This is a genomic window from Chitinophaga sp., assembly GCF_039596455.1.
Classification (GTDB): domain Bacteria; phylum Bacteroidota; class Bacteroidia; order Chitinophagales; family Chitinophagaceae; genus Chitinophaga.
Map to the genome: position 1 here is coordinate 36,057 of NZ_JBCNJR010000007.1, position 24,195 is coordinate 60,251.

22 protein-coding genes are annotated in these 24,195 nt (G+C 53.6%); 8 read left to right on the plus strand and 14 right to left on the minus strand.

Translation table 11 applies throughout. The annotated features are described in order from the left end of the window. Positions 1-77 precede the first annotated feature (77 nt). Positions 78-998, minus strand: a complete 921-nt coding sequence (queG, locus tag ABDW36_RS19515) for a tRNA epoxyqueuosine(34) reductase QueG (RefSeq protein ID WP_343703598.1) — start codon at positions 996-998, stop codon at positions 78-80. Positions 999-1,074: 76 nt separating this feature from the next. Between queG and ABDW36_RS19520 the strand changes: the two genes are divergently transcribed. Further along, entirely contained in the window at positions 1,075-3,105 is a 2,031-nt protein-coding gene (locus ABDW36_RS19520) for a transglutaminase domain-containing protein (protein ID WP_343703599.1), read from the plus strand. Continuing rightward, positions 3,105-5,009: a DUF3857 and transglutaminase domain-containing protein gene (locus tag ABDW36_RS19525; RefSeq protein WP_343703600.1), complete on the plus strand. Its 1,905-nt coding sequence runs from the start codon at positions 3,105-3,107 to the stop codon at positions 5,007-5,009. The genes ABDW36_RS19520 and ABDW36_RS19525 overlap by 1 nt, the downstream gene beginning before the upstream one ends. 133 nt (positions 5,010-5,142) lie before the next feature. Here ABDW36_RS19525 and ABDW36_RS19530 read toward each other — a convergent pair whose 3' ends face one another. Then, positions 5,143-6,414, minus strand: coding sequence for an OmpA family protein (locus tag ABDW36_RS19530; RefSeq protein WP_343703601.1), 1,272 nt, complete (start codon positions 6,412-6,414; stop codon positions 5,143-5,145). A gap of 285 nt (positions 6,415-6,699) precedes the next feature. Here ABDW36_RS19530 and clpB point away from each other — a divergent pair, with 285 nt between their 5' ends. From clpB to ABDW36_RS19545, 3 genes are all read left to right on the plus strand, one after another. After that, positions 6,700-9,300: an ATP-dependent chaperone ClpB gene (gene clpB / locus ABDW36_RS19535; protein ID WP_343703602.1), complete on the plus strand. Its 2,601-nt coding sequence runs from the start codon at positions 6,700-6,702 to the stop codon at positions 9,298-9,300. 572 nt (positions 9,301-9,872) lie between these two features. Continuing rightward, positions 9,873-10,355, plus strand: a complete 483-nt coding sequence (locus ABDW36_RS19540; protein WP_343703603.1) for a deaminase — start codon at positions 9,873-9,875, stop codon at positions 10,353-10,355. Positions 10,356-10,448: 93 nt separating this feature from the next. Continuing rightward, the gene (locus ABDW36_RS19545) at positions 10,449-10,712 is read left to right on the plus strand and encodes a hypothetical protein (protein WP_343703604.1); all 264 of its coding nucleotides are present in this window, start codon (positions 10,449-10,451) and stop codon (positions 10,710-10,712) included. A gap of 39 nt (positions 10,713-10,751) precedes the next feature. Here the strand turns inward: ABDW36_RS19545 and ABDW36_RS19550 are convergent, their stop codons facing one another. From ABDW36_RS19550 to ABDW36_RS19565, 4 genes are all read right to left on the minus strand, one after another. Beyond that, entirely contained in the window at positions 10,752-11,099 is a 348-nt protein-coding gene (locus ABDW36_RS19550; protein WP_343703605.1) for a zf-HC2 domain-containing protein, read from the minus strand. Positions 11,100-11,122: 23 nt separating this feature from the next. Further along, positions 11,123-11,689 (minus strand): sigma-70 family RNA polymerase sigma factor, encoded by a 567-nt coding sequence (locus tag ABDW36_RS19555; RefSeq protein ID WP_343703606.1) that lies wholly within the window; start codon positions 11,687-11,689, stop codon positions 11,123-11,125. An 81-nt stretch (positions 11,690-11,770) separates the two neighbouring features. Further along, positions 11,771-12,835: a hypothetical protein gene (locus ABDW36_RS19560; protein WP_343703607.1), complete on the minus strand. Its 1,065-nt coding sequence runs from the start codon at positions 12,833-12,835 to the stop codon at positions 11,771-11,773. Continuing rightward, a complete protein-coding gene (locus ABDW36_RS19565; RefSeq protein ID WP_343703608.1) occupies positions 12,832-13,392 on the minus strand; it encodes a sigma factor-like helix-turn-helix DNA-binding protein in 561 nt (186 codons plus the stop codon). Before ABDW36_RS19565 ends, ABDW36_RS19560 begins: the two co-directional genes overlap by 4 nt. Positions 13,393-13,466: 74 nt before the next feature. Between ABDW36_RS19565 and ABDW36_RS19570 the strand changes: the two genes are divergently transcribed. Further along, positions 13,467-14,231, plus strand: coding sequence for a C40 family peptidase (locus ABDW36_RS19570; RefSeq protein WP_343703609.1), 765 nt, complete (start codon positions 13,467-13,469; stop codon positions 14,229-14,231). A 167-nt stretch (positions 14,232-14,398) separates the two neighbouring features. Here the strand turns inward: ABDW36_RS19570 and ABDW36_RS19575 are convergent, their stop codons facing one another. The 4 genes from ABDW36_RS19575 to purE form a co-directional block, all read right to left on the minus strand. Continuing rightward, on the minus strand, positions 14,399-14,944 hold the full coding sequence (locus tag ABDW36_RS19575) for an inorganic diphosphatase (RefSeq protein ID WP_343703610.1): 546 nt from the start codon (positions 14,942-14,944) through the stop codon (positions 14,399-14,401). A 181-nt stretch (positions 14,945-15,125) separates the two neighbouring features. After that, the gene (locus tag ABDW36_RS19580; protein ID WP_343703611.1) at positions 15,126-15,584 is read right to left on the minus strand and encodes a DUF4878 domain-containing protein; all 459 of its coding nucleotides are present in this window, start codon (positions 15,582-15,584) and stop codon (positions 15,126-15,128) included. 91 nt (positions 15,585-15,675) lie between these two features. Further along, positions 15,676-16,638, minus strand: a complete 963-nt coding sequence (locus ABDW36_RS19585) for a PhoH family protein (protein WP_343703612.1) — start codon at positions 16,636-16,638, stop codon at positions 15,676-15,678. An 81-nt stretch (positions 16,639-16,719) separates the two neighbouring features. Then, positions 16,720-17,175 carry a 5-(carboxyamino)imidazole ribonucleotide mutase gene (gene purE / locus ABDW36_RS19590; RefSeq protein ID WP_119079726.1) on the minus strand — a complete coding sequence of 152 codons (456 nt, stop codon included), beginning with the start codon at positions 17,173-17,175 and terminating at the stop codon, positions 16,720-16,722. Between the two features lie 172 nt (positions 17,176-17,347). Here purE and ABDW36_RS19595 point away from each other — a divergent pair, with 172 nt between their 5' ends. Both ABDW36_RS19595 and ABDW36_RS19600 read left to right on the plus strand, forming a co-directional pair. Then, positions 17,348-19,999, plus strand: coding sequence for a PAS domain-containing protein (locus ABDW36_RS19595; RefSeq protein ID WP_343703613.1), 2,652 nt, complete (start codon positions 17,348-17,350; stop codon positions 19,997-19,999). Positions 20,000-20,005: 6 nt separating this feature from the next. Next, positions 20,006-20,398: a response regulator gene (locus ABDW36_RS19600; protein ID WP_343703614.1), complete on the plus strand. Its 393-nt coding sequence runs from the start codon at positions 20,006-20,008 to the stop codon at positions 20,396-20,398. Here ABDW36_RS19600 and rpe read toward each other — a convergent pair. Genes rpe through ABDW36_RS19620 form a run of 4 tightly spaced genes read right to left on the minus strand, consistent with a single transcriptional unit; the run spans position 20,376 to position 24,191 of the window. Further along, positions 20,376-21,056 carry a ribulose-phosphate 3-epimerase gene (gene rpe / locus ABDW36_RS19605; protein WP_343703615.1) on the minus strand — a complete coding sequence of 227 codons (681 nt, stop codon included), beginning with the start codon at positions 21,054-21,056 and terminating at the stop codon, positions 20,376-20,378. The two genes, ABDW36_RS19600 and rpe, sit on opposite strands and share 23 nt — an antisense overlap. Before the next feature lie 28 nt (positions 21,057-21,084). Next, positions 21,085-21,897 (minus strand): tetratricopeptide repeat protein, encoded by an 813-nt coding sequence (locus tag ABDW36_RS19610; protein WP_343703616.1) that lies wholly within the window; start codon positions 21,895-21,897, stop codon positions 21,085-21,087. Between the two features lie 47 nt (positions 21,898-21,944). After that, a complete protein-coding gene (gene thrC / locus ABDW36_RS19615; protein ID WP_343703617.1) occupies positions 21,945-23,249 on the minus strand; it encodes a threonine synthase in 1,305 nt (434 codons plus the stop codon). A gap of 3 nt (positions 23,250-23,252) precedes the next feature. Then, complete coding sequence (locus ABDW36_RS19620; RefSeq protein ID WP_343703618.1) at positions 23,253-24,191, minus strand: homoserine kinase; 939 nt, start codon at positions 24,189-24,191, stop codon at positions 23,253-23,255. Positions 24,192-24,195 lie beyond the last annotated feature (4 nt).

Genomic DNA, 24,195 nt, shown 5'->3' on the forward strand with positions numbered 1-24,195 from the left:
CGGGCAATGGCAGGAAAACGGAGGTGTTTTTTGTGCAAAAGGCGGCCGGGAGATGACATTCGGTAAAAGAATGGCGGTTATCCTTTCAAAAACTTCAAATTCCGCCGTATCCCCGCATACTTGCTGCGCTTCAGCGGAGAATGCCGGAATATCCGCTTAAACTCTTCCTCCGTCAGCTCCTCCCATTCCGCAGTGGTGAAGTTCAGCACTTCCGGCAGGGGAGTAAAGGTGCTGTTGGCCGTAGAGAACCGGTTCCAGGGGCATACGTCCTGGCAAATATCGCAGCCAAACATCCAGTTGTCAAACCGGCCGTCCATGGAAGAGGGGATGAGGGCGTCTTTCAGCTCTATGGTGTAATAGGAAATGCAGCGGCTGCCGTCTACCACCGTGGGAGATACCAGCGCGCCGGTGGGGCAGGCGTCCAGGCAGCGGGTGCAGGAGCCGCAGTAGTCGCCGGTGGGGGCATCGTAGAGCAGTTCTACGTCTACAATGAGGGTGGCAATAAAAAAGAAGGAACCGGCCTGTTTGTGGATCAGGTTGCCGTTTTTGCCTACCCAGCCCAGGCCGCTCCGCTGCGCCCAGCTCCTTTCCAGCACCGGCGCGGAGTCTACAAAGCCGCGGCCCTGGATGTTGCCCAGGAAGCCCCGCATTTCCTGCAGGAATTCGTTCAGCCTGGCGCGTATCACCTCATGATAGTCAGCACCATAGGCATATTTGGCTATTTTAGGGGCATCAGGCTGCTGCAGGGCGGGAGGGTAGTAGTTCAGCAGCAGGGTGATCACGCTTTGGGCGCCTTCTACCAGCTTGCGGGGGTCTATACGCTTGTCGAAGTAATTGGCCATGTAGCCCATATTGCCGTGCATGCCTTTGTTCAGCCATTGCTCCAGGCGGTAGGCGTCTTCCGTCAATTCCTCCGCACGGGCAATGCCGCAATGGTCAAAACCCAAAGCACGGGCTTTTTCCTTCACCAACCGGGTATTTTTCTCCAAAAGCTGCATTTGTGTGCAAGTTACACCTATGTGTCATAAAAATTTATACATTTAAGCCTAGTTTTGAATCCCACAATACCTATTAATGCATAACAAAGCCTTTACCCTGCTGTTTGGAGCCTTGTTTTTATCCCTGTATGCTATCGCCCAGGATAAAAGTTCCGCCCGTTTCGGGAAAATCTCCCCGGAAGATTTTAAAACCGATCAGTACAAAATAGACACCGGTACCAGTGCCGTTATTGTGGCAGACATCGGGTCTTCCGCCTTTGAATCCGGCAACGAGGGGTTCATCCAGGTGTTCAAACAGTACAAACGGGTGCACATCCTCAACAAGAACGGCTATGACGAAGCCAACCTGACCATCTACCTGTACGTGGACGGGCAGGACGAAGAGCGTGTCAACAACCTCAAAGCCGTTACCTATAACCTGGAAAACGGCAAGGTGGTGGAAACCAAAATGGAGAGCAAAAGCGTGTTCACCGAAAAGCGGGATAAAAATACCATCCTCAAAAAGTTCACGCTGCCGGCCGTAAAAGAAGGCTCCATCATAGAGTTCTCTTATTCCATCAATTCCGAGTTCCCTTACAGGCTGCGGCCCTGGGCCTTCCAGGATGCCGAGCACCCGGTGCTCTGGAGCGAATATGAGATCACCCTGCCGGAGTATTTCGAGTACATCTTCCTCAGCCAGGGCTATCACCCTTTCCATATCAAAGACAGTGAGAACAGCCGCAAGAACTTCTCTTTCCGGGTACCGGTAACCGGGGGGTATGGTACGGCTTCCGGGCGTTCTGAATCAGTGTCTGTTACGCCGGGCATTACCCGCCACCGCTGGGTAATGAAGGATATTGAGCCCTTGAAGGAGGAGAATTTTGTGACCACCCTGGGCAACCACATCAGTTACATCGAGTTCCAGCTGGCCGCGGTGCGTTATCCTAACGCCCCGGTGCAGAACATCATGAGCACCTGGCCCAAGTACATGGAAGACATCCTGAAAGCGGATTATTACGGCGGCTCGCTTGACAAGAACAATAATTTTATGGCGGATGAGGTGAAAGCGCTCACTGCCAGCGCTACTACGGAAGTAGCCAAGGCGGAGAACATCTATAATTATGTGCGGGACAATTTCACCTGTACAGACTATTCCAACCGTTATACGGAACAATCCCTCAAAACCACGTTCAGCAAAAAGAACGGCTCCGTAACAGACATTAACCTTTTGCTGGTGGCCATGCTGCGCCAGGCGGGGCTGCAGGCGGCGCCGGTGCTGCTCAGCACCCGCAGCCATGGCAAGGTGTACCCGCTGTACCCCATTGCCAGCCGCTTCAACTATTCCATTGCCTCCGTGCAGGCAGACGGCGCTACTTATAATCTTGACGCTACCCGCCCGTACCTGGGCTTCGGCAAGCTGCATGCTTCCTGCTACAACGGCCATGCGCGGATGGTAACGCCTGAAGCCACGGCGCTTTCTTTTGAGCCAGATTCCCTGAAAGAGCACCGCGTAACGGGCATTTTTATTGCGCCGAATGAAAAGGGGGAACTGGCAGGCCACTACCAGCAGCAGCCCTCTTATTTTGAGTCTTATGACCTGCGGGCGAAAGTAAAAGAAAAAGGGGAGGAGAGCTACTTTAAAGACCTGGCCAAGAATTTCAATACAGACGTAAGCGTGAAGAACGGGAAAATAGACAACCTGAAAGATTACAAGGAATCCGCCATCGTGGAATGTGATTTTACGCTGAATATGGACAATAGTACGGGCATGGTATACCTGCACCCCATGTTCTCCGAATCCATGCGCAAGAACCCGTTCAAATCGGCCATACGCCGCTACCCCGTAGAAATGCCGTCGGTGATGGACGATAACTACACCCTGAGCATTCAACTGCCGGAGAGCTATACCGTAGAAGAAATTCCCAAATCCACCATTGTGAAGTATAACGATGGGGAAGGGCTCTTCCAGTTCCTGGTACAGCAAACCGGCAACATGATACAACTGCGCTCCCGCGTCAAGCTGGGCCGCGCCAATTACGATCCGGACGAATACGACAGTCTCCGCCAGTTCTTCGACGTGATCGTGAAAAAACATGCTGAACAGATCGTTTTAAAGAAAAAAAGCTGATGACCAGGAAAATATTATGCTTATTGCTCTTGAGCGGCGCCGCTTACGCCGGTGACCCGAAGTACCCGGTCAGCGCCATCCCGGAAGCGCTGCTGAAAAATGCCCATGTGGTATGCCGGCTGCAGGAGGTAGATGTGAAGATGAGTGACCTGAAAGACATGCGGGTAGTGGAAAAGTATGTATACACCATTCTCAATGAAAATGGTGCAGACCATGCGGATTTTGAGGCTTATTACGATAAGGATACAGACATCCGCAGCATCAGCGGCGTGTTGTACGATGCGCAGGGCAACGCAGTGCGCAAGCTCAAAAAAAGTGAAGTGGCAGACCTCAGCGCGGTAGGCGAAAGCCTGATGACAGACAGCCGCATCAAAACACACAGCTTCCATCACAGGGTGTACCCCTATACCGTGGAATACGAAGTGGAAACCCGCTCGTCTTTTACCGCCGTTTTGCCGCCCTGGGTGCCACAGAGCGGGCTGAACTTTGCCGTGGAGCAAAGCCGTATGTCCGTTACCGTGCCGGAGAATTACAACCTGCGTTACCGCCAGCATATGTACAAGGGGGAGCCGGTGCAAACCACGGCCAAGGGAACTAAAACCTTCACCTGGGAAACAAAGGGCATAACGGCCCTGGAAGATGAATGGATGGCCGGCTCTTACCAGAACCGCACTACCTGGGTGTACCTGGCCCCCAGTGACTTCTCTTTCGGCAGCTACACCGGTAACATGAACACCTGGAACGATTTCGGGAAGTTCTTTTCCACGCTCAACGCCGGGCGAGACCAGTTGCCGGAAAAAATAAAAGCCGAAGTGCACGCGCTCACGGACGGGCTGAAAACCCCGCAGGAAAAGATCAGCACGCTTTACCGCTACATGCAGAAAAACACGCGCTACATCAGCATACAGCTGGGCATTGGAGGCTGGCAAACCTTTGATGCGGCCTACGTGGCCAGCAAAGGGTATGGGGACTGCAAGGCCCTCAGCAACTACATGCGCTCGCTGCTGAAAGAAGCGGGCATTCCTTCGCATTATACCATTGTATTTGGAGGCACTTACCCGCCTGATATTCTGGAAGATTTCAGCATGAACCAGTTCAACCACGTAATTCTCTGCGTGCCGCTGGGGAAAGATACTACCTGGCTGGAGTGTACCAGCCAAACCCTGCCGCCGGGTTACCTGAGTGATTTTACCTGCAACCGGGCCGTGCTGCTGGTGGAGGATAACGGTGGAAAGCTGGTGCGCACGCCCAAATATCCCATGGGGCAAAACAAACAGCTGCGCAGCATAACCGCCAGCATCAGCCCAACGGGCGATCTGAGCGGGCAGGTGAAAACCTTGTACACCGGCCTGCAGCAAGACTGGTGCCACGGCCTGGTGAACTACCTCAAGCCGGAAAAGCAGCTGGAAAGCCTGAAGAGAAGGTTCAATCTCCCCAGTTACGATATTGCCAGATACAGCTACACCGCCAACCCTGTTGCGCAGCCGGTGCCTGAAATGGGAGAGCTGCTTGACATTACGGTGAACAATTACGCCTCCGTGAGCGGCAAGCGCCTCTTCGTAACGCCCAACATTCTCAACCGCAGCAGCGTGCGGCTGGATGCGGACAAGCAACGTACATCGCCCATCCGCATCACCTATCCCTGGAAAGACATAGACACGGTGAAGCTCACCATACCGGCAGGCTACCGGCTGGAAAACGCTTTTCCGGCCAAAACCATGGAGAATAAATACGGCCGGTTTTCCGTGAAGGCTACGGTGGAGGGGAACGTGATCACCTACATCAGGGAAAGGGATCAGAACGATGGGGTGTTCCCGGCTTCGGAATACGAAAAGATTGCGGAATACTACAACGCCATAGACAAGGCAGACCGTGCCATGCTGGTGTTTGTGAAGGCTGAATAAGATCGTTTGTCCGTTGTGCAACCGGAGCACATGGCATGAAGCGCCGGACATGGGGCCCTAACCCCAAGGCCATAAAACAGAACGAAGGTGTACCAGGCTTCCCGGTACACCTTCGCTATTATTGCATTTAAATCTATTTCTCGCGTACGCTCACGGATATTCTCCTGTCTGCTTTCCTTTCCTCGTCCGGCGCGTCTGCCGGGGCTTTCGCAAACTCTGAGCCGTACCCTTCCGCGCCCATGATCTGCACGGGTTTTACATGCGCGGCCTGCAGGGCGTTCACTACAGATTCAGCTCTTTCCTGAGACAGCTGCTTGTTCTTTTTAGGATCTCCCACTGCATCGGTATAGCCGCCTATCTTGATCTTGGCCTTCGGGAAGGCGTTCAGGATGGCTACGATGTTGTTCACCTGCGCCTGGCTTTCCGGGGTCAGTTCGGCGCTGCCGGTCTTGAAGTTGAGGTTGTCGAAATCGAACCACTGATCTTTGCCGCCCTTGGTGTTCGGGTCTTGCAAAAATGCCACCAGCCGGTCTTCTATGCCGCCTTTGAAGGCGTCCAGCACGGTGCCGTCCGGCAGGGTTACCTTGATAGACTCGCGGGCGGGTGCGGCCGTTGTAGTGGCGGCTTCCGTTACATGCGCCACCGCGGAGTCATGCATATGGGAAACGCTGGCGGAGTCTGTAGTAACGGTGGTATGCTGTTGGCCGCAGCCGCGCAGCAGGTACCAGAGCAGTAAAATGATGGCCAGTATGGCTATCAGCATCCACAGCCAGCGGTTGCCGCCGGTCCTTTCCACGGCATGGCCCACAGTGTTGGCGGTATGTTTCATCCCGCTGCCAACACCGGAAATAAGGCCGGTCAGCTTGTTGCCGATGTCTCCCAGGTTGCCCACACCCAGCAGGCCGGCCAGGCCCAGGCCGGATGGTACTGCCGCCAGTATTTTATCTTTCTGGCTGTTGAGGAAAGCCAGCAATCCGGGCCCGCTGTCTACCTGCTGCCCAACAACACCCAAAGAGGCAGGGGCGGCCGTTTGCAGCAGGGTTTCGGCGCTTGCCGGTTTGATACCGGCATAGGAGGCAATGGCCCCCGCAATATCTCCCGCTTTGTTGCCGAACAGGGAGCGCAGCAGGTCTGCACCCTTGGCCAGCATGCCGGCCGGCAGCGCGCCGGCCAGGTTGCCCAGCCGGGAAAAATCGCCGGAGGCGGCATCTTTTACCAGGCCCAGCAGGTTCCCCGCTTCTCCCGGAGAAGAGGCCTTGTTCAGCAGGCCTGTTAACACGGTGGGGATAATGCCGCCCAGCGCCTTCTGCACATTGCCCTCGCTTTCTCCCAAAGATGTGGCCGCATTCCGTGAAAACTCGTTGTTGAAGACGTTTTTCAGGGTGTCGAGCAGATCAAATGCCATAAATGTAGGTTTTGGTGGTTATGGAATAGAATAGTTATGCATGGATAGAATAAAATGACAGGTCCCGAACAGATTATATAACAGGGAATACCGGGGTTGGTTCAACTATCGGAGGCTCAAATAGACAAAATAGCAGTTTTTTAATATATAGGCTGAAAATAATGCAGTTGCAACGGCCGGTTTCTGCCATTATAGCTGTTAACATACCGTGGTGTAACATTTGATCAGGGGTAAACAAATCAAAAATCCAATCGTTAACCTAAAAGGAGACAAAAGAAAACAGACATGAACCTGAACAACTTTACCATAAAATCACAGGAAACGCTGCAGCAGGCGCAGCAGCTGGCCTTCAATCACCGCAACCAGGCTATTGAGACCGGCCATATATTGAAAGCCCTGCTGCAAGACAATGATAACAGCATAGAATACCTGCTGAAGAAGAACGATGTGAACACCGGCTTCCTGGAGGGCAAGCTCAACGAGCAGCTGCAGCAATACCCCGCCATTGGCAGCGGGGAGGGCGGCCAGGTGCTGAGCCGTGAGGCCAACAATGCCCTGCTGCGCGCCGGCGCCAGCATCAAGGAGTTTAAAGATGAGTTTGTGAGCGTAGAGCATATTTTGCTGGGCCTCCTGGGCGGCAGTGATGATACGGCCAAACAGCTGAAGGCCGCCGGTCTTACGGAAAAAGGACTGAAAGCCGCCATCACGGAGCTGCGCAAAGGCGGCACCGTCAACTCCCAAACTGCTGACGCCCAATACAACAGCCTGGAGAAATACGCTAAGAACCTCAATGAACTGGCGCGGGCGGGCAAGCTGGACCCCGTGATAGGCCGTGATGAGGAAATACGCAGAACGCTGCACATCCTTTCCCGCCGCTCCAAGAACAACCCCATACTGGTGGGTGAGCCGGGCGTGGGTAAAACCGCCATTGCAGAAGGCCTGGCGCACCGTATTATCAATGGTGACGTGCCGGACAACCTGCATAATAAAACCATCTACGCCCTGGATATGGGCGCGCTGATGGCCGGCGCCAAATACCGCGGCGAGTTTGAAGAAAGACTGAAAGCCGTGGTGAAGGAAGTGGGAGACAGCAACGGAGATATTATCCTTTTTATAGACGAGATACATACCCTCATTGGCGCAGGCGCCATGGAAGGGGCTATGGACGCGGCCAACATACTCAAGCCCGCGCTGGCAAGAGGGGAGCTGCGGGCCATAGGCGCCACCACCCTCAACGAATACCAGAAATATTTCGAGAAAGATAAAGCCCTGGAACGCCGTTTCCAGAAAGTACTGATAGATGAGCCCAGCACGGAAGATGCCATCAGCATTCTCCGTGGGCTCAAGGAAAGATATGAGAACCACCACCACGTGCTGATCCGCGACGAGGCTATCATTGCCGCCGTGGAACTGTCTCACCGGTATATCACAGACCGTTTCCTGCCGGACAAGGCTATTGACCTGATAGACGAAAGCGCGGCCAAGCTGCGGCTGGAAATGAATTCCATGCCGGAGGAGCTGGACGAGCTGGAACGCCGCATCCGCCAGCTGGAAATTGAGCGCGAAGCGATTAAACGTGAGAATGATGAAGACAAGCTGCGTGAGCTGGGTGCGGAAATAGCGCGCCTGAGCGAAGAGCGCAACACCTTCAAATCCAAATGGCAGCAGGAGAAAGAGCTGGTAGATAAAGTGCAGAACGCCAAAGCCGCCATAGAAGAACTGAAGCTGGAAGCCGAGCAGGCTGAACGTAACGGCGACTTCGGGCGCGTGGCGGAAATACGCTATGGCAAAATAAAGGAGCAGGAAAAAATTGTGGCAGATCTTTCCACGGAACTGATCACGCATTCCGCCAGTCATAAAAGATTGTTAAAGGAAGAGGTGGATGCGGAAGACATTGCTGAAAATGTGGCAAAAGCTACCGGCATACCGGTTACTAAAATGCTGCAAAGCGAGCGGGACAAGCTCCTGCACCTGGAAGACGAGCTACACAAGCGGGTGGTAGGGCAGGATGAGGCCATTGTGGCCGTGGCAGACGCCATCCGCAGAAGCCGCGCCGGCCTGCATGACCCCAAACGCCCCATCGGTTCCTTCATCTTCCTGGGTACCACCGGGGTAGGTAAAACGGAGCTGGCAAAAGCCCTGGCAGACTTTCTCTTTGATGATGAAAGCATGATGACGCGCATAGACATGAGCGAGTACCAGGAGAAACACGCCGTAAGCCGCCTCGTAGGCGCGCCTCCGGGATATGTAGGCTACGATGAGGGCGGGCAACTCACTGAGGCCGTTCGCCGTAAACCTTACAGCGTGGTGCTGCTGGACGAGATCGAAAAAGCCCATCCTGACGTATTCAACATACTGCTGCAGGTGCTGGACGATGGCCGTCTTACAGACAACAAAGGCCGCGTGGTGAACTTCAAGAACACCATCATTATCATGACCAGCAACATGGGCAGCCATATCATACAGGAAAACTTCGAGAAGATCAACGAAGGCAACCGGGAGGAAGTGGTAGACGCTACCAAAGAACAGGTGATGAACCTGCTGAAACAGACCATCCGCCCCGAGTTCCTGAACAGGGTAGATGAAGTGATCATGTTCCAGCCGCTGCTGCGCTCGGAAGTGAGGGGAATAATTAACATACAATTACAACAATTGAAAGACCTGGTAGCAAAGAATGGCATGATATTGGATTTTTCCGATTATGCGCTGGACTACCTGGCAGAACAGGGTTACGACCCGCAATTCGGTGCAAGACCGTTGAAGCGCCTGATCCAGAAAGAGATAGTGAACCTCCTCAGCAAAAAGATCCTTGCGGGGGATATAGACAAAACCAAACCCGTGCTCATAGACGTGTTTGACGGGGTGGTGGTGATCAGGAACAATTAACATTTCTATTCTTAAATACGACGATATACAGTTACAGGTAATGCCCGGGTGATTCTTCACCCGGGATTTTTTTTTCCCCAAGACGATCAGTCTCAAGCCCTTGCAGGGATATATAAATTAAAATATTGTTTAATCTGATTTATCCCCTTATATTGCAGCCGGGCCGGCCGTTAACCGTGTGGATCAGCTGCCCGCATAACCAGAACCTGAAACCTATGAAAACGATCAACACCGGGGCGCTCCGTAGCCGCCTGTGCGCGTGCCCTCGCAGCAGCCGTACTTTTACTGATCGTACAAGCGTTCCCGTAGTACCGGCTGACCATCACCTGCATTTTCCTTATCACCATACTTTTCGCTCCTTTGTCTGCATACAATTATCCGGAGGTGTTTTGCCTGCCATGTTAAACGCTGTGTTGTAGGAAATGGGGGTTAAAAGGCCTGCAGGAAGGGCGTGGGGCAACCCGCTCTGCGCCTTTACCTGTACGGTGAGGCCTGCTGCCCGGAGAAGCCGCCGGTATGCGCATAAAACAATACTTTTGTGTACAGCGTTATACCATAAAAATGAAAAGCATATGCAGATAGGAGAAAGGGAAAGAAAGTTCATGGCCATGGCCGTGGAGCTGTCCAAAAAAGGGATGGAGGGAGGAGACGGCGGCCCCTTCGGTGCTATTGTGGTGAAGGGCGAAGAAATTGTCGGTGAAGGGTGGAACCAGGTGCTGGCCCATAATGATCCCACCGCGCACGCGGAAGTGGTGGCCATCCGTGATGCCTGCGCCCGCCTGGATACCTTCCAGCTCACAGACTGCGAAATATTCACCTCCTGCGAGCCCTGCCCCATGTGCCTGGGCGCCATCTACTGGGCCCGCCCGCTACGCGTATATTTTGCCAACACCAAAGAAGAGGCGGCGGCCATTGCTTTTGATGATTCCTTCATTTATCATGAAATAGAAGTGCCCCACGGGCAGAAGAAGATACCTTTCATTCCCATGCCCACGGAAGCGGCCAGGGAAGTGTTTGCCATGTGGGCGAAGAAAGGGGATAAACATTTGTATTAATGAAGTGATGTGTTGACAATATCCGCATATCGGGTAATTTCTCCGTATTGATTACCTCTTGATTTTTTACCTGTTCGGCCTCCTGGATGACGGATGGCACCGCTTCCAGCGCGGCGTAAATTACCAGGCTTTTCTGGTTATCAAAAAATAGTGCTAATTTTAAAACATCTAAACAGAATTTTTATGCTTTTCAGCTTCTTCAAAAAGAAAAAAGAAAAAGAGCTTAAAAAGAGCGGAGTAACGGTTTGCGAGTCCATGAAAGACTATAGCAAAGAAGAATACTTTGTAAAAAAGGCAGAAGCCGCCGCAGAGGTCCTGAACAAATGGGGCTTGCCCAAAGAATTGCTTACCAGATAATAATCTGAAATCCTTCTTTAAGAAGGATTTTTTTTTGCCCTACCTCGAAAAATGATACCCCCAATACAGCGCAATAGCCAGCAATATCACCACCAGCGCCACAATTCCGATAAACAGGTAAAAATCCTGCTTGCGGCGGGTGTGGTTTTTCCTGCGCAGCTTCTTCAGCACGTTCCATTTGGCTTCCCGCAGCCAGCCGGGTATCTGGTCTTTCTGCGTAATGGCCTGTAAACCTTCCACCGCTTCGCTGCAAAGATCGCAATCCTGCAGGTGCATTTCCACACGGTGGCGCTCAGCGGCACTGAGCTTGCCTTCTACGTAGGCCAGTAGCTGCTCCTGCGTAGGACATGCGGTTTCGGTGAAGATATCGGCGAAATGATCGTTCATAATTATGCTTTCGCTAATGCAAGTTAGCGCTTATTTTTACTATACTTTTCCAATAATAATTTCAGGTTGCGTTTGCCGTTCTGGATGTAGCTTTTTACCTGCAGCAGGCTATACCCCGTTTCGTCGGCAATTTCCTGGTAGCTTTTCTTTTCCAGGTAGAAGAGGCGAACGCAGGTGCGTTGCTCATCGTTCAGCAGCGCCATGGCGGCCTGCATGTTTTCCAGCAGCAGGTCTTTCTGCACATGCCCGGAGTGGTCTTCTATTTCCGCCGCGCCGGGCATATGGCTTTCTTTCAGCTCCACATCCTTATGGTGGCGCAATTGCATCAGGCAATGGTTGCGCGCCACCTGGTAGATCCAGGCCTTGAAATACACCACATCGTGCTTGTGAATGTCAGACAGTACCTTCAGGAAGATCTGCTGCACACTGTCTCTTGCGTCTTCTTCGTTTTTCAGGTATTTCATGCACAAACCCAGTAGCAGAATGGCGTAACGGTCGAATAATATGCCTATCCAGTTGCTGTTGCCGTCAGTTTTGTACCGCTGCAGCAGTTCCTGGTCTGTCAGTTGTTGTTCGCTGGGATAGTTCACAGTGTAAAGATAGCGTTCTCTGTAAAGATGCGCGCCGGGGCAAATTCCATAAAAGTTTTTAGGGCCGTATGGCCGGCACCGTTAGTTCATATTGCTCAGCTCGGCCTGGGCCTGCGCTTTGAGGTTGCCGTCCATTTTTACCACGTCTTTCAGCAGCCGGCGGGCCTTGCCGTTCTGGCCTTTGTTGCGGTACAGGATGGCCAGCTGGTATTTTACGCGCTCTTCGTAACGGTTGTTGCCAGAAAGTTTTTTGAGCTGGTTAATAGCGCCGTTTACGTCTCCCTGCTGCTTCAGCTGCATGGCGGCGCGGTACATGGCCTCTTCTCCGCTAACAGGCGGGGCGGGGCGGGGTGCTTCTTCTGCCTTTTTTTCTTCCTCCGTTTCTTTAGCCGGTGGCTGCTCCTGCTGGATAGGCGTTGTGTTCACGGCCAGCTTCTCTGTTTTGGGCTTGGGCGTGTCTTTGGCCACGGGAGGCTGTGGCGCCTTCAGGGCCACGCGGGCATTGGAGTCTGGTGTTGACTTGCGTACGGTATCTTTGGCGGGTTTTTTCTTCAGCTGCGCGGAATCTTTGGCGCTGAGCGCGGCCACCCGGCGCTGAACGGTGTCCCGGTTGCCATAGTGGGTCTGTATAACGGGCGTGGTCTTTTTTTCTTCCGGCGGCGCGGCTGAAACGGCTGCGGCAGGTTGGGGGGCGGGCGGTATTACCAGCGCTTCTGCCGCCCTGGCGGGTAGCAATGGAAAGGCGGGGCGGTTTTTCAGGTGCTGCTGCAGCAGGAACACGCTGCCGCCGCCAATAACAATGAACATGATCACCCAGAAATAGGAAAGCAGGCTTTCCCGGCTCATCACCTGGCGCGCCGGCCGCACCTGCTGCTTCTGCTGCTTCGGCGCCGGTGCATATTCCCGTTGTATGAACAGGCTGAGCTGCTGGCTGAGCCGGTCATAAGGTTCATGGTTCTTCGGGTTTTCAAGCGCCAGCAGGGCATGATGGCAGAGGTCACAGTCTACCATATGCTGCTCTATCAGGTGCTTTTCCACAGCGGTCATCTGTCCGCGCTGGTACCGCAGCAGCTGGTCCCTGTTCATGCAGCGCACAGGGGTGAATATCTTCAGGATGCGTTCCTGCCTGGGTGTTTGATTGTTCATAAGCGCTGATCCATCAAATGAGTAGCTAGTTTTTTCCGTATCTGCCTGAGATGATTCCTGATTTTGTCTGTTGTTGTATGTTGGGCTCTGGCCAGTTCCTGGAGGGACTGGTGTTCAAGATAAAAGCGGGTTACCAGCTGGCGTTCTTCCGGCTGCAGGGTATTCAGCCCTTCTTCCAGGCGGCTGGCAATGGTATCTTTTTCTATCGGGTTATTGCCTGCAAGGTCTACCCGGTTTTCCAGCCGCTGAATGGCTGTGGGGGAAGAGGGCGGGTATGGCAGCGGATTTTTGTTGCCTTTGTGGAAGTAATACTGCACCATTTCATAAATAGTATCGCTTACTTTTCCGTAGGAAGACTGAAGGCGGGTAAACAACTGGCGGACCAACGCCGGGAAAGCTTCCTCCGCCGCGTTTTCCGGGCCAAGCCGGGGCAAGCTGGTAGCTACCAGCAGGTGGCTGTAACGGTCCAGCAGTACGCCGGCCGCTTCGCGGTCTTGCAACTTCCTGATCCGCAACAACAGCTCTTTATCATTCAGGTTATTTAGCAGAAGGTGCATAAGCTTATTACCTTATATTTACGCATTTTCTTGTCAAAAGTTCACCAGCACTTCATATTACTTAAACAATTAACATGCCATTTGCAATTACCATAGTGCCCGTGATGCCCATGCGGGCGGAAGCCTCCCATAAAAGCGAGATCATTTCCCAGGCGCTTTTCGGGGAATGTGTTGAAACAGAAACAGTTAATGCGGACGGATGGGTAAAGGTGCGCCTGCAGGCAGACGGGTACGAAGGATGGGTAACCCATTCCCACCTGGAAACCATTACGTTAGAGGAATTTGAGGCCCCGCCCACCCATATTGCCACGGAGTGGACAGGCATCATCCATCTCAACGGCCCGCCCATGCACATCCCTTACGGATGCCTGCTGAAGCTGGGCAATCCCCAATGGGGCAACTACCGGGTGGAGCCCATAGCCGGTATTGCACCCTGGCAGGCCCCTGCTTCGCCTCGGGAGGTTTGGAGCGGTATTGCCCACAACTTCCTGAATACGGCCTATTTATGGGGCGGAAAAAGCGTTTTCGGGGTAGATTGTTCCGGGTTTACCCAATCCGTGTATAAAATGCTCAATATTCCCTTGCTGCGGGATGCTTACCAGCAGGCCACCCAGGGGGCAGACGTGGGGCTGCTGCAGGAAGCGCAGCCGGGAGACCTGGCATTTTTTGACAACGAGGCGGGGAAGATCACCCATGTAGGCCTGCTGCTCAATGATCACGAGATCATTCATGCGGCAGGGAAGGTGCGGATAGACCCGATTGACCACCAGGGCATCGTGAATTCGGATACCGGGTTGAGAACCCACCGGCTGCGGCTGATCAAAAGATTGTTTGCATAACTGATACTATTTTACCATAGGGCTTTGATCGACCCTCAAGCGAACGAGAAGCGAAGGTGAAGCGAAGGAGAAGCGAAGGAAAGAGGGGGTAAAACGATGTTAAAATAGTACCTGAAAGAAAAGGGGCCCGCTTGATGGCAGGCCCCTTCTCTTATTTCAAAAATTTGTTATTTCTTGTCACCAAAAGTGGTATTATACAGTTTGAACGCATCCAGGATGATCTGTTCAGCCTTCTCCTTGTTCTGAAACTCTTCCACCTTTACGGTTTTGTTTTCCAGCTTTTTGTATTCTTCAAAGAAGTGGCGCATTTCTTCAATAAAATGCGGCGGCAGTTCGGAGATGTCGTTGATGTGATTGATGCTCATGTCATGCGCGGCTACGGCAATGATCTTGTCGTCCGCTTCCCCGCCGTCTATCATCTGCATAACGCCGATCACTTTGGCATCCATGATGCAAAGGGGCACGCAGTCTATCTGGGAAAGGATGAGAATGTCAAGCGGGTCATTGTCATCACAGTAAGTTTTCGGAATGAACCCGTAGTTGGCCGGGTAATATACGGAGGAATACAATACTCGGTCAAGCTTCAGTAATCCACTTTCCTTGTCCAGCTCATATTTGGCGCGGGAGCCTTTGGGTATTTCAATAATACCGGTCACTACATGGGGTGCGTTATCGCCAGGGCTCACATTGTGCCAGGGATTCGTTGTCATCATTCAATGCTTCATTTAAAAAGTATACAATCTCGTGCAGCGTATAACCGTGGGCCGCGGTAATTTTGATCAGGAATGCGGCAGCCGGTTTGCTGACGGCGGCAAAATTAAGGAACAAACCCCGGAATTGCTTGAAAAAATGTAAAAGGCCTTGTGGTTTACTGTTTTACGCGGGAAAGGAATATCATTTGGTGGCAGAAGAATCCGTTGCCGGGGTCATGTTGTTCATGTCCATGGTACCGGGCGCTACATAGGTAGGAAGGATGCTTTCAAGTGTCAGGGATATTTTCCATTGACCGCTTTCTTTTACCAGCTGCAGCGTTTCCTGCTGGCTGGCGGAAGAATTGAGGATGGTTACCGTAGCTTTGTCTCCTTCTTCCTTGTGGTCTACTACTTCAAGCTGGGCATTTTTGATCTTCTCTCTTTCGTTCTCGTTACGTTTACCATCAAAAATAGAGTAGAGCAGTATTACCTGTTGTGATTCCTTGGTAGCGTATTCTTTTGCACGTTCAAAATTCGATTCCTGGATGGCGTGCATGAATTCAAGGGCTACCTCCTGCGGTTCAGGCCGCTTTTTGCAGCTGCTGAAAATAATAGCCCCTGACACGCACACCATATATACAATTCGCCTGTAATAGCTCATGTGGTTGATAGGTTAAAGTTATAATGTCATTGTCAAAATTAGCAGGAATCGCTCAATTGCACAACTTACAACAACGGCTGTTAATATACTGTTAATTGTGATCTTCCTTGTTTGCGTCGTAAGCCTTGATGATGGCCTTTACCAGCCGGTGGCGCACCACATCTTCCTCATCCAGTTCCAGGTAGCCGATGCCTTCAATATTCTTCAGGATACGGGTAGCTCTTCCCAGCCCGCTTTTCTGGTTTTTGGGCAAGTCTATCTGCGTAAGGTCTCCGGTAATAATGGCCTTTGCATTGGCGCCTATACGTGTGAGGAACATCTTCATCTGCAGGTCTGTGGAGTTCTGCGCTTCGTCCAGCAGAATAAAGGCATTGTCAAGCGTACGGCCGCGCATGTAAGCTAGGGGGGCTATCTCGATGATCCTGTTGGTCATGAAATAGCTGAGCTTGTCTGCGGGGATCATATCGTCCAGCGCGTCATACAGGGGGCGCAGGTAAGGGTCGATCTTCTCTTTCAGGTCACCCGGCAGAAAACCCAGGCTTTCACCTGCTTCTACGGCGGGGCGGGTCAGGATGATCTTCCTCACGGCCTTGTTCTTGAGCGCCCTTACGGCCAGCGCAACGGCGGTATAGGTTTTACCGGTACCGGCAGGGCCTATGGCAAACACAATGTCGTTCTTGTCTGCCAGGGCCACCATTTTTTTCTGGTTGGCCGTTTTGGCGCGCACCGTGCGGCCGTTGGGGCCGAATACCAATACTTCGTTGGGGTTCCGGTCTTTGAAATGATCAACGCCAGTCCCTTCTTCGTCTCCCAGTATTTGCTCAAAATAGTTTTCGCTGAGGTGCCCGTTCCGTTCCAGGTAACTGACAATCTGCCCTATTTTTTCCCTGGCCGTGGCCACTTCTTCCGGGGCGCCAGAGAGCTTTATCTGCGTACCCCGGCTGAGGATCTTTAACAATGGGAACTTCTTTTTCAACAAGTCCAGTTTTCCGTTATTGACCCCAAAAAACTCTATGGGGTTCACATTATCAAGGTTAATGATAGATTCTGTCAAGTGCGGTTCAATTTAAGTTTCTTCATTTCGGACCTGAACATTGTTAAAACCGGGCCCGGAGGCCCGGTGAAAAAGATGCTGCTAGATCCGGTATCCGTTCTGTTTGAACGCTTCCACGCGTTCAGCGATCTTCTTGTCGCCAAGGGCTAATATACGTGCGGCCAGTACTGCTGCATTCCTGGCGCCGGCCTTTCCTACTGCCAGGGTGCCAACAGGCAGGCCGGCGGGCATTTGTACAATTGAATAAAGGGCGTCTATGCCGCCGGGCAATCCTCCATCCAGGGGAACGCCCAGTACGGGAAGGGAAGTGTATGCGGACACAACACCCGGCAAGGCTGCCGCCATACCTGCTGCCGCAATAATCACACCATACCCCTGGGGCTGCGCGTTGATCACCAGTTCCCGCACTTTGTCAGGGTTACGGTGAGCGGACGCTACCACCAGTTCACTTTCAATACCAAAAAACTGTAAAAAATTCTGAGATTCCTGCATTACCGGCTTGTCGCTCTCTGAGCCCATGATTATTAATACTTTCATCCTGTTACTTGATTTTTAATCTGCTATAATTTAACGTAAAAAGTTGTCTGTTTGTTTTGCGCTTCAAAGATATTTAAAGTAGGCACGCTCCCCAAGAATAGCCATATGAATTTTTTGAAATCAGTGCATTCCCTCCCTGATAGCATGAATTTGTATAATATAATTGTTACATTTGGCACTCATTCCAAGTGCCTATGCCAAATTGAAGAGCTCCATGAACAATGCCCTGCTGCACCAGGTAGTGGAGGCCTTGCCTGACCCAGCGGCCGTTTTTGACCGGCAGTTACAGCTGGTAGCCGTCAACCGGGCCTTTACAGAAGAGAACCGTCAACTCCTGGGCTTTGAACTGACAGGGGGAGACAGCCTCCATAAAATTTGCGATGCCTGTCCCCACCTGGCCGAACTATTGCTGAATTACTGGCAGCGCGCCCTGCAGGGAGAGCGTTTCAATACCGTATTGACCTTTGGCAGCCCCTCCCGGCACTATAAAACCAGCTACAGCCCCCTCTGCTGCGAAAACGGCCATGTGGAAATGGTGATGATGGTGGTGCGCAATGTACAGCCCGAGGTGGAAGCCAGGGAAAACGCGCTGTTCTTCCGCAGCGTGCTGGAGAACCTGCCCGTGGGCCTGCACGAGCTTACGCCGGACGGCAGGCACCGCAATATGAACGGCGCCCTGCGCCGCATGCTGGGAGAAGACCACCCGGCCGTGAAAAACGAACCCTACAATATATTTGAAGACCCCATCAACGCCCGGAACGGCCTGAACGGCCTGCTGGCGGAAGTGCAAAGGCTGAAAGCGCCCGTAAAAAAGGAGATGTACCTGCACTATGTGGAAGAGGTACATGATAATGTGACCCGCATCCGCCCCATGTACTACGAAACCACCGGGTTCCCGGTGCTGGACGCCCAGGGCAACATTTCCTGCCTCTTCCTCATCCTCAACGAGATCACGGAGAAAAAGCTGGCCCAGCTGAGCCTTGAGAAAAGCGAACGCCTGCTGCAGACCATTGTAGAGCACCTGCCGGTGGGCTACATCCAGTTCGATAACTTCGGCTTCATACGCCGCGTGAACCAGACGCAGCGCCGCTTTTTCACCTGGCAGGAGCCGGAAGGCCCGGCCAGCACAGCGCTGCATCAAGACCCGTTTTCGAAGCTGTTTGAGCTGGACCGCCTCTTTGCCCAGGTATTGCAGAACGGCAAAATGGTACGGCTGGAGAAAAAGCTGGACTATCTGCCCGGCCAGCCCGGCGGTGCGGAAGGGGAGGTGTTCCTTGACCTGACCATGTTCCCCGTGGAAGACCCGGTAGACAAAGACCGTATTGTTGTAGCCCTGGTGAATGACATCACCGAAAAGAAACGGCAGGAGCTGGAAAACAACAAGACGCACGAGTTTCTGACCCAGACGGGGGAAATAGGTAAAATAGGGGGCTGGGAGCTGGACATGCAGACCCGCACCATGCGCTGGAGCGCACAAACCTACAAGATACACGAGCTGCCGCCTTACGCCGCCATGACCACGGAAAAGGCCCTGTCTTTCTTCTCGGCAGAGTCTCGCGTAAAAATAGAGCAGGCGTTCACGGCCTGCATGGAAAGAGGCAAGGCCTTTGACCTGCAGGTAACCGTTCACACCGCCCGCGCCAACCTGCTGCAGGCCCGCATTATTGGCAAGCCGGAGTACCGCAACGGGCGTATTATCCGTATTTACGGGGTGATCCAGGACATTACCGAACAATACAAAATAAAACACCAGCTCACCCGCAACACGGAGCTGATGCGGCTTTTCTTTGACACCATAGACATGGGCTACGCCGTGATGGACAAGGAGGGCAAGGTGAATTTCATCAACCGCAAGGCGCAGGAAATTGTAGACCACGGCACGGTGATCGGCAAAAACATCTTTGAAGTATTCCCCATGCTGGTGGGCTCCACCTTCCACGCGCGGGTGCAGCAGTGCATGGAGCTGCAGGCGCCGGTGTCTTTCTCCAACTACCTGCCCGTGCCAGACAAGTGGTACGAGTTTCTGCTGGCGCCCATGCAGGATGGCAATATCTCCATCTTCACCCGCAATATTACAGACAGTAAAAAGATGCAGCGGGAGCTGCGCAAGGCCAACGAGCAACTATCTTCCCTCAACAAATACCTGGTGAACCAGAACAAGCAGCTGGAAGACTTTGCGCACATCACCTCCCACAACCTGCGCGCGCCCATTGCCAACATGAAAGCGCTGATGCAGATCATGAGCGAAACAGACGGGGAGGAGGAAAAAGAGCTGTACTACAACATGTTCCAGGAAGTGATCCGCAACATAGATGAAACCCTGAACGACCTGATAGAGGTGGTGCAGATCCGGAAAGACCTGAACGTGGAAAAGGAACGGCTGGCCTTTGCAGACCGGCTGCAGAAGGTGAAAGACATCCTGCTGGTAGACATCGAGACCAGCGGCATCCGCATCACCACAGACTTTACCGAAGCGCCGCACATCGAATACCCGCGTATTTACCTGGACAGTATTTTACAGAACCTGCTCACCAACGCCATCAAGTACCGCTCGCCGGAGCGCAAGCCCACCGTGCATTTCCGGAGCCGGGTGGGAGACGGCGTGGTGGAGCTTACCGCGGAAGACAATGGCCTGGGCATAGACCTGGAGCGTTACGGAGGCAAGCTGTTCGGGTTCCGGAAAACGTTTCACAAGAACAAAGACGCAAAAGGAATAGGGCTGTTTATCACCAAAAGCCAGATAGAAGCAATGGGAGGCAGTATTGTGGCAGAGAGCAGCCTGGGTAAAGGAACCAAATTTATCATTACCTTCAGACCCGAATAGTAATCTATGAAGCCGTTAAAGTCGATCTTTATAGTAGATGATGACCCCATTCACCAGCAGATCACGGAGATCATGCTGCACAGATTGAGCATCTCTGAAGCTGTCAGCCGTTTTTCAGACGCGCAGGACGCGCTTGACCACATCCGCGCCAATATGCATAACGCGGAGGCCATGCCAGACGTCATTCTGCTTGACCTCAACATGCCGGTGATGGACGGCTGGGAGTTCCTGGAAGCGTTTGACGCCGTGCGCAGCACCCTCCCCAGTAAAATAAAAGTGTACGTGCTCACTTCCTCCATTGACGAAAAAGACCGCGAGCGGGTAGCCCGGTTCACATTTGTAGAGGGTTATCTTACCAAACCCCTGAGCAAGGAAATTATTTTGCAGCTGGCGCAGTAAGCGCATTTTTGAGCGCGCTGATGGTAGCCATCGGATCTTTGGAGCCAAACACCGTGCTGCCCGCCACCAGTACGTCCGCACCGGCCTCTACAATGGCGGCGGCATTCTGCAGGGTTACGCCCCCGTCTATTTCAATCAGCGCACCGGAGCCGGCGGCCGTGATCAATTCTTTCACCTGCCTGATCTTGGTATAGGTATGCTCAATATAGTGTTGCCCGCCAAAGCCGGGGTTTACGCTCATGAGCAGCACCACGTCTATATCCCTGATGATATCTTCCAGCAACTGTACCGGCGTGTGCGGGTTAACGGCCACGCCTGCCTTCATGCCCAGCGCCCTGATCTGCTGGATGTTGCGGTGGAGGTGGCGGCAGGCTTCAATATGAACGGACAGCACCTGCGCACCGGCCTTTGCAAAAGCTTCCGTGTACTTCTCCGGCTCTTCTATCATCAAATGCACGTCACACACCTTTTTGCATACTTTAGCTACCTGCGCTATCACGGGCAGGCCAAAGCTGATATTGGGCACAAAACGGCCGTCCATCACATCCAGGTGGAGCCAGGCGGCCTCGCTCTGGTTGATCATGTTCACCTCCTGCTCCAGCTGCAGAAAATTGGCGGCCAGCAATGAGGGGGCAATGATTGGTGTTCTCTTTTCCAAGGGCTGATGATTTATGCTGTATGCAAACCTACTGAAAATTGTTGGCCACTGCGGAGTCGAGCAGGGCTTTTGCAGCAGGGAATTGTTTACGGAACGAAAGGGCTTTGGTCAGATCGTCCATGCCGGCGGCGCGGTTGCCCAGTTTCAGCAGGGTTTTGCCACGGTGGTAAAAGGCGTCTGCGTCAGTAGGGTCTGCCTTGGCGGCCAGGTTGAAGAAGTTGAGCGCGGCCTTTGTATCACCGCTGTTTTCTTCAAACTGTCCCAAAGCAATATAGGCGGGACTAAAAGCCGGGTTTACCTGTATGGCCTGCTGGTACTGCGCCAGGGCTTTTTGCCGCTGCCCCAGCAGCTGCTGGCTGCGGCCTGCGCCGTACAGGGCTTCTGCGGAAGTGGAGTCTATGGTGTACGCCAGCTGATAGTAAGGCAGCGCATCTTTGGCGGCTCCCCGCTCCAGCAGCAGGTCTGCCGCCATCATCACCGCTTCGTACTCACTGGCCGTGCCTTGTTGCGCAATGGCGGCGGAAAGGTGCTGAATGGTGGAGGTGGTGTCTTTCCGGAGAAGGGCTACCAGCGCCCTGATGTAATGCGCACGGTGCGCCTGCGCGCTGTCTTTGGCCAGCAGGGCGGCCACACTATCTGCCGCGGCGTACTCGCCATGTTCGGCCAGGGCGTTGGCCAGGTAGACGCGCAGCTCCGGGTCGCCGGGCTTCACGGCCAGGTCTGCCCGTATATTACGGATGGCGGTAGCCAGGGAATCTGCATCTGCGGCGGCATCTTTTTGCTCCCGCCCGGATGGCCGGCAGGAAGCAAAAAATACCAGTGCTATCAAAACATATTTCATTACCCGCAAACATATGGAAGAAATACGGCATAACAAAAATGCCGGCATCAGTCCGTTTTCATGAGCCAGGCCTTCATCTGTGCATAGTCCGCGTCCATTCTTACCGCCTGTTTTTGCTGGCTGAACAGGGCCTGCACACGGTCTGGAATGCTCACTTTGCCGGCCAGGCTGGCGGGCATGGTGTTGGTGAACTTCACCGGGTGGGCCGTTTCCAGGAAAATACCGGTATGGTTGGGGTGCTGCTGCATGTATTTTTTCAGGCCCAGGTACCCCACGGCGCCATGCGGTTCCAGCAGGTACTGGCGTTCTTCGAACACCTTTTCCATAGCGGCCACGGTTTCCGCGTCTGTAAAGGAGTAGGCCGTCAAACTGGCTTTCAGCGCTCTTTCGTTCTGCGCGAAGAGTTGCAGGATGCGCACAAAATTGCTGGGGTCTGCCACGTCCATCGCGTTGGAAAGGGTGGGCACGGCGGCCAGCGGTTCATATTTGCCCTGGCTGAAGAAGCGGGGCACCGTATCATTCACATTGGTGGACGCCACGAAGTGCGTAATAGGCAGGCCCATGGCGGCGGCCATCATGCCGGAGCAGATGTTGCCGAAGTTGCCGCTGGGCACGGAGACCACCGTTTCTTTCTTGAACTGTTTCACCTTGCGGTAAGCCATAAAGTAATAGAACATCTGCGGCAGCCAGCGGGCCACGTTGATGGAATTGGCGGAGGTAAGGGGGCGCGCGGCCTGCAGCTCGTCATCCAGGAAAGCGGTTTTCACCATCCGCTGGCAATCGTCGAAAGTGCCGTTGATTTCCAGCGCGCGCACGTTGCGGCCCAGGGTGGTGAGCTGTTTTTCCTGCAGCTCGCTCACTTTGCCGGAAGGGTAGAGTATCACTACTTCCACGCCGGGTACGTCATAAAAACCATGGGCCACGGCGCCGCCGGTATCTCCGGAGGTGGCTACCAGCACGGTTACGGGCTGGCTGCTGCCGCGGCGGAAGTAACCCAGGCAGCCGGCCATGAAGCGGGCGCCTACGTCTTTAAACGCCAGGGTAGGGCCATGGAATAACTCCAGGGCATACACGTTCTCTTCCACTTCACGCAGGGGAAAGGGGAACGAAAGGGTTTCTTTGATGATCTGCTTGAGGTGATGCTCCGGTATATCCTCTCCCACAAATGGCTCAATGGCCTTGAAGGCAATGTAGAGCGGGTCATATTCTTCCAGCCGGTCTATAAAGTTCGCTTTTCCCAGCTTCGGTATCTCTGCCGGGAAGTACAGGCCTTTGTCTGGCGCAAGCCCGCGCACCACGGCCTCACGGAACGAAACACGGTGCTGGTGGTTCTGTAAGCTGTAATACTGCATGTTCTAAATTTCTTTTACGCCCGAAGTGCTGATCCGGGACACATAAATTTTATAATCCACACCCAGGGGCGCGTAAATTTCTTCCATCATGGCCGCAACGGCGCGGGCGTTGTTTTCCCCTTTGCTGAGCATGAACACGGAAGGCCCGCTGCCGGAAATACCGCCGCCCAGGGCGCCGGCCTCTTTGCAGCGCAGCTTCAGGTCATAGAACGCGGGAATGAGTATGGCGCGTATAGGCTCTACTATCACATCTTCCAGGGAGCGGCTGATGAGGGCGTAGTCTTCCCGGTAAAGACCGGCTACCAGCGCGCCCACGTTGCCCCACTGGCGGATGGCGTCTTTGAGCAGTACCTGCTGTTTGAGAATGCCGCGGGCATCGGAGGTCTTCACCTCTATCTGCGGGTGTATCACGGTTACCCAAAGGTCTTCCGGCGTATGCAGGCGCACCACGTCAAGCGGCTGGTAGCTGCGTACCAGCGTGAAGCCGCCCATAATGGCGGGGGCCACGTTGTCTGCATGCGGGGTGCCGCAGGCCAGGCGTTCTCCTTCCATGGCAAAGCGCACCAAGGCTTCCGGGGTAAAGTGGTTGTTCAGCAATATATTGGCGCCGGCCACGGCCCCGGCCGCGCTGGCCGCGCTGGAGCCAATGCCGCTGCCGGGCTGTATCAGCTTGCGGATGGATACTTCCAGGCCCAGCTCCGGCTGTCCGTACTCCTGCAGCAATGCCTGCAGGGCCACGCCGGCCACGTTCTGGGAGGCCTCCAGCGGAAGGTCTGCGCCTTCTATGCTTGTAATGCGCACGCCGGGCGTCTGGCTGCGGCGTATCTCCATTTCATCTCCCGTGCTTTCCAGCGCCAGGCCTATGATGTCAAAGCCGCAGGCAACATTGGCCACAGTGGCGGGGGCAAATACCTTAACGGATTGTTTGTTCTGTTGGCTCATATAA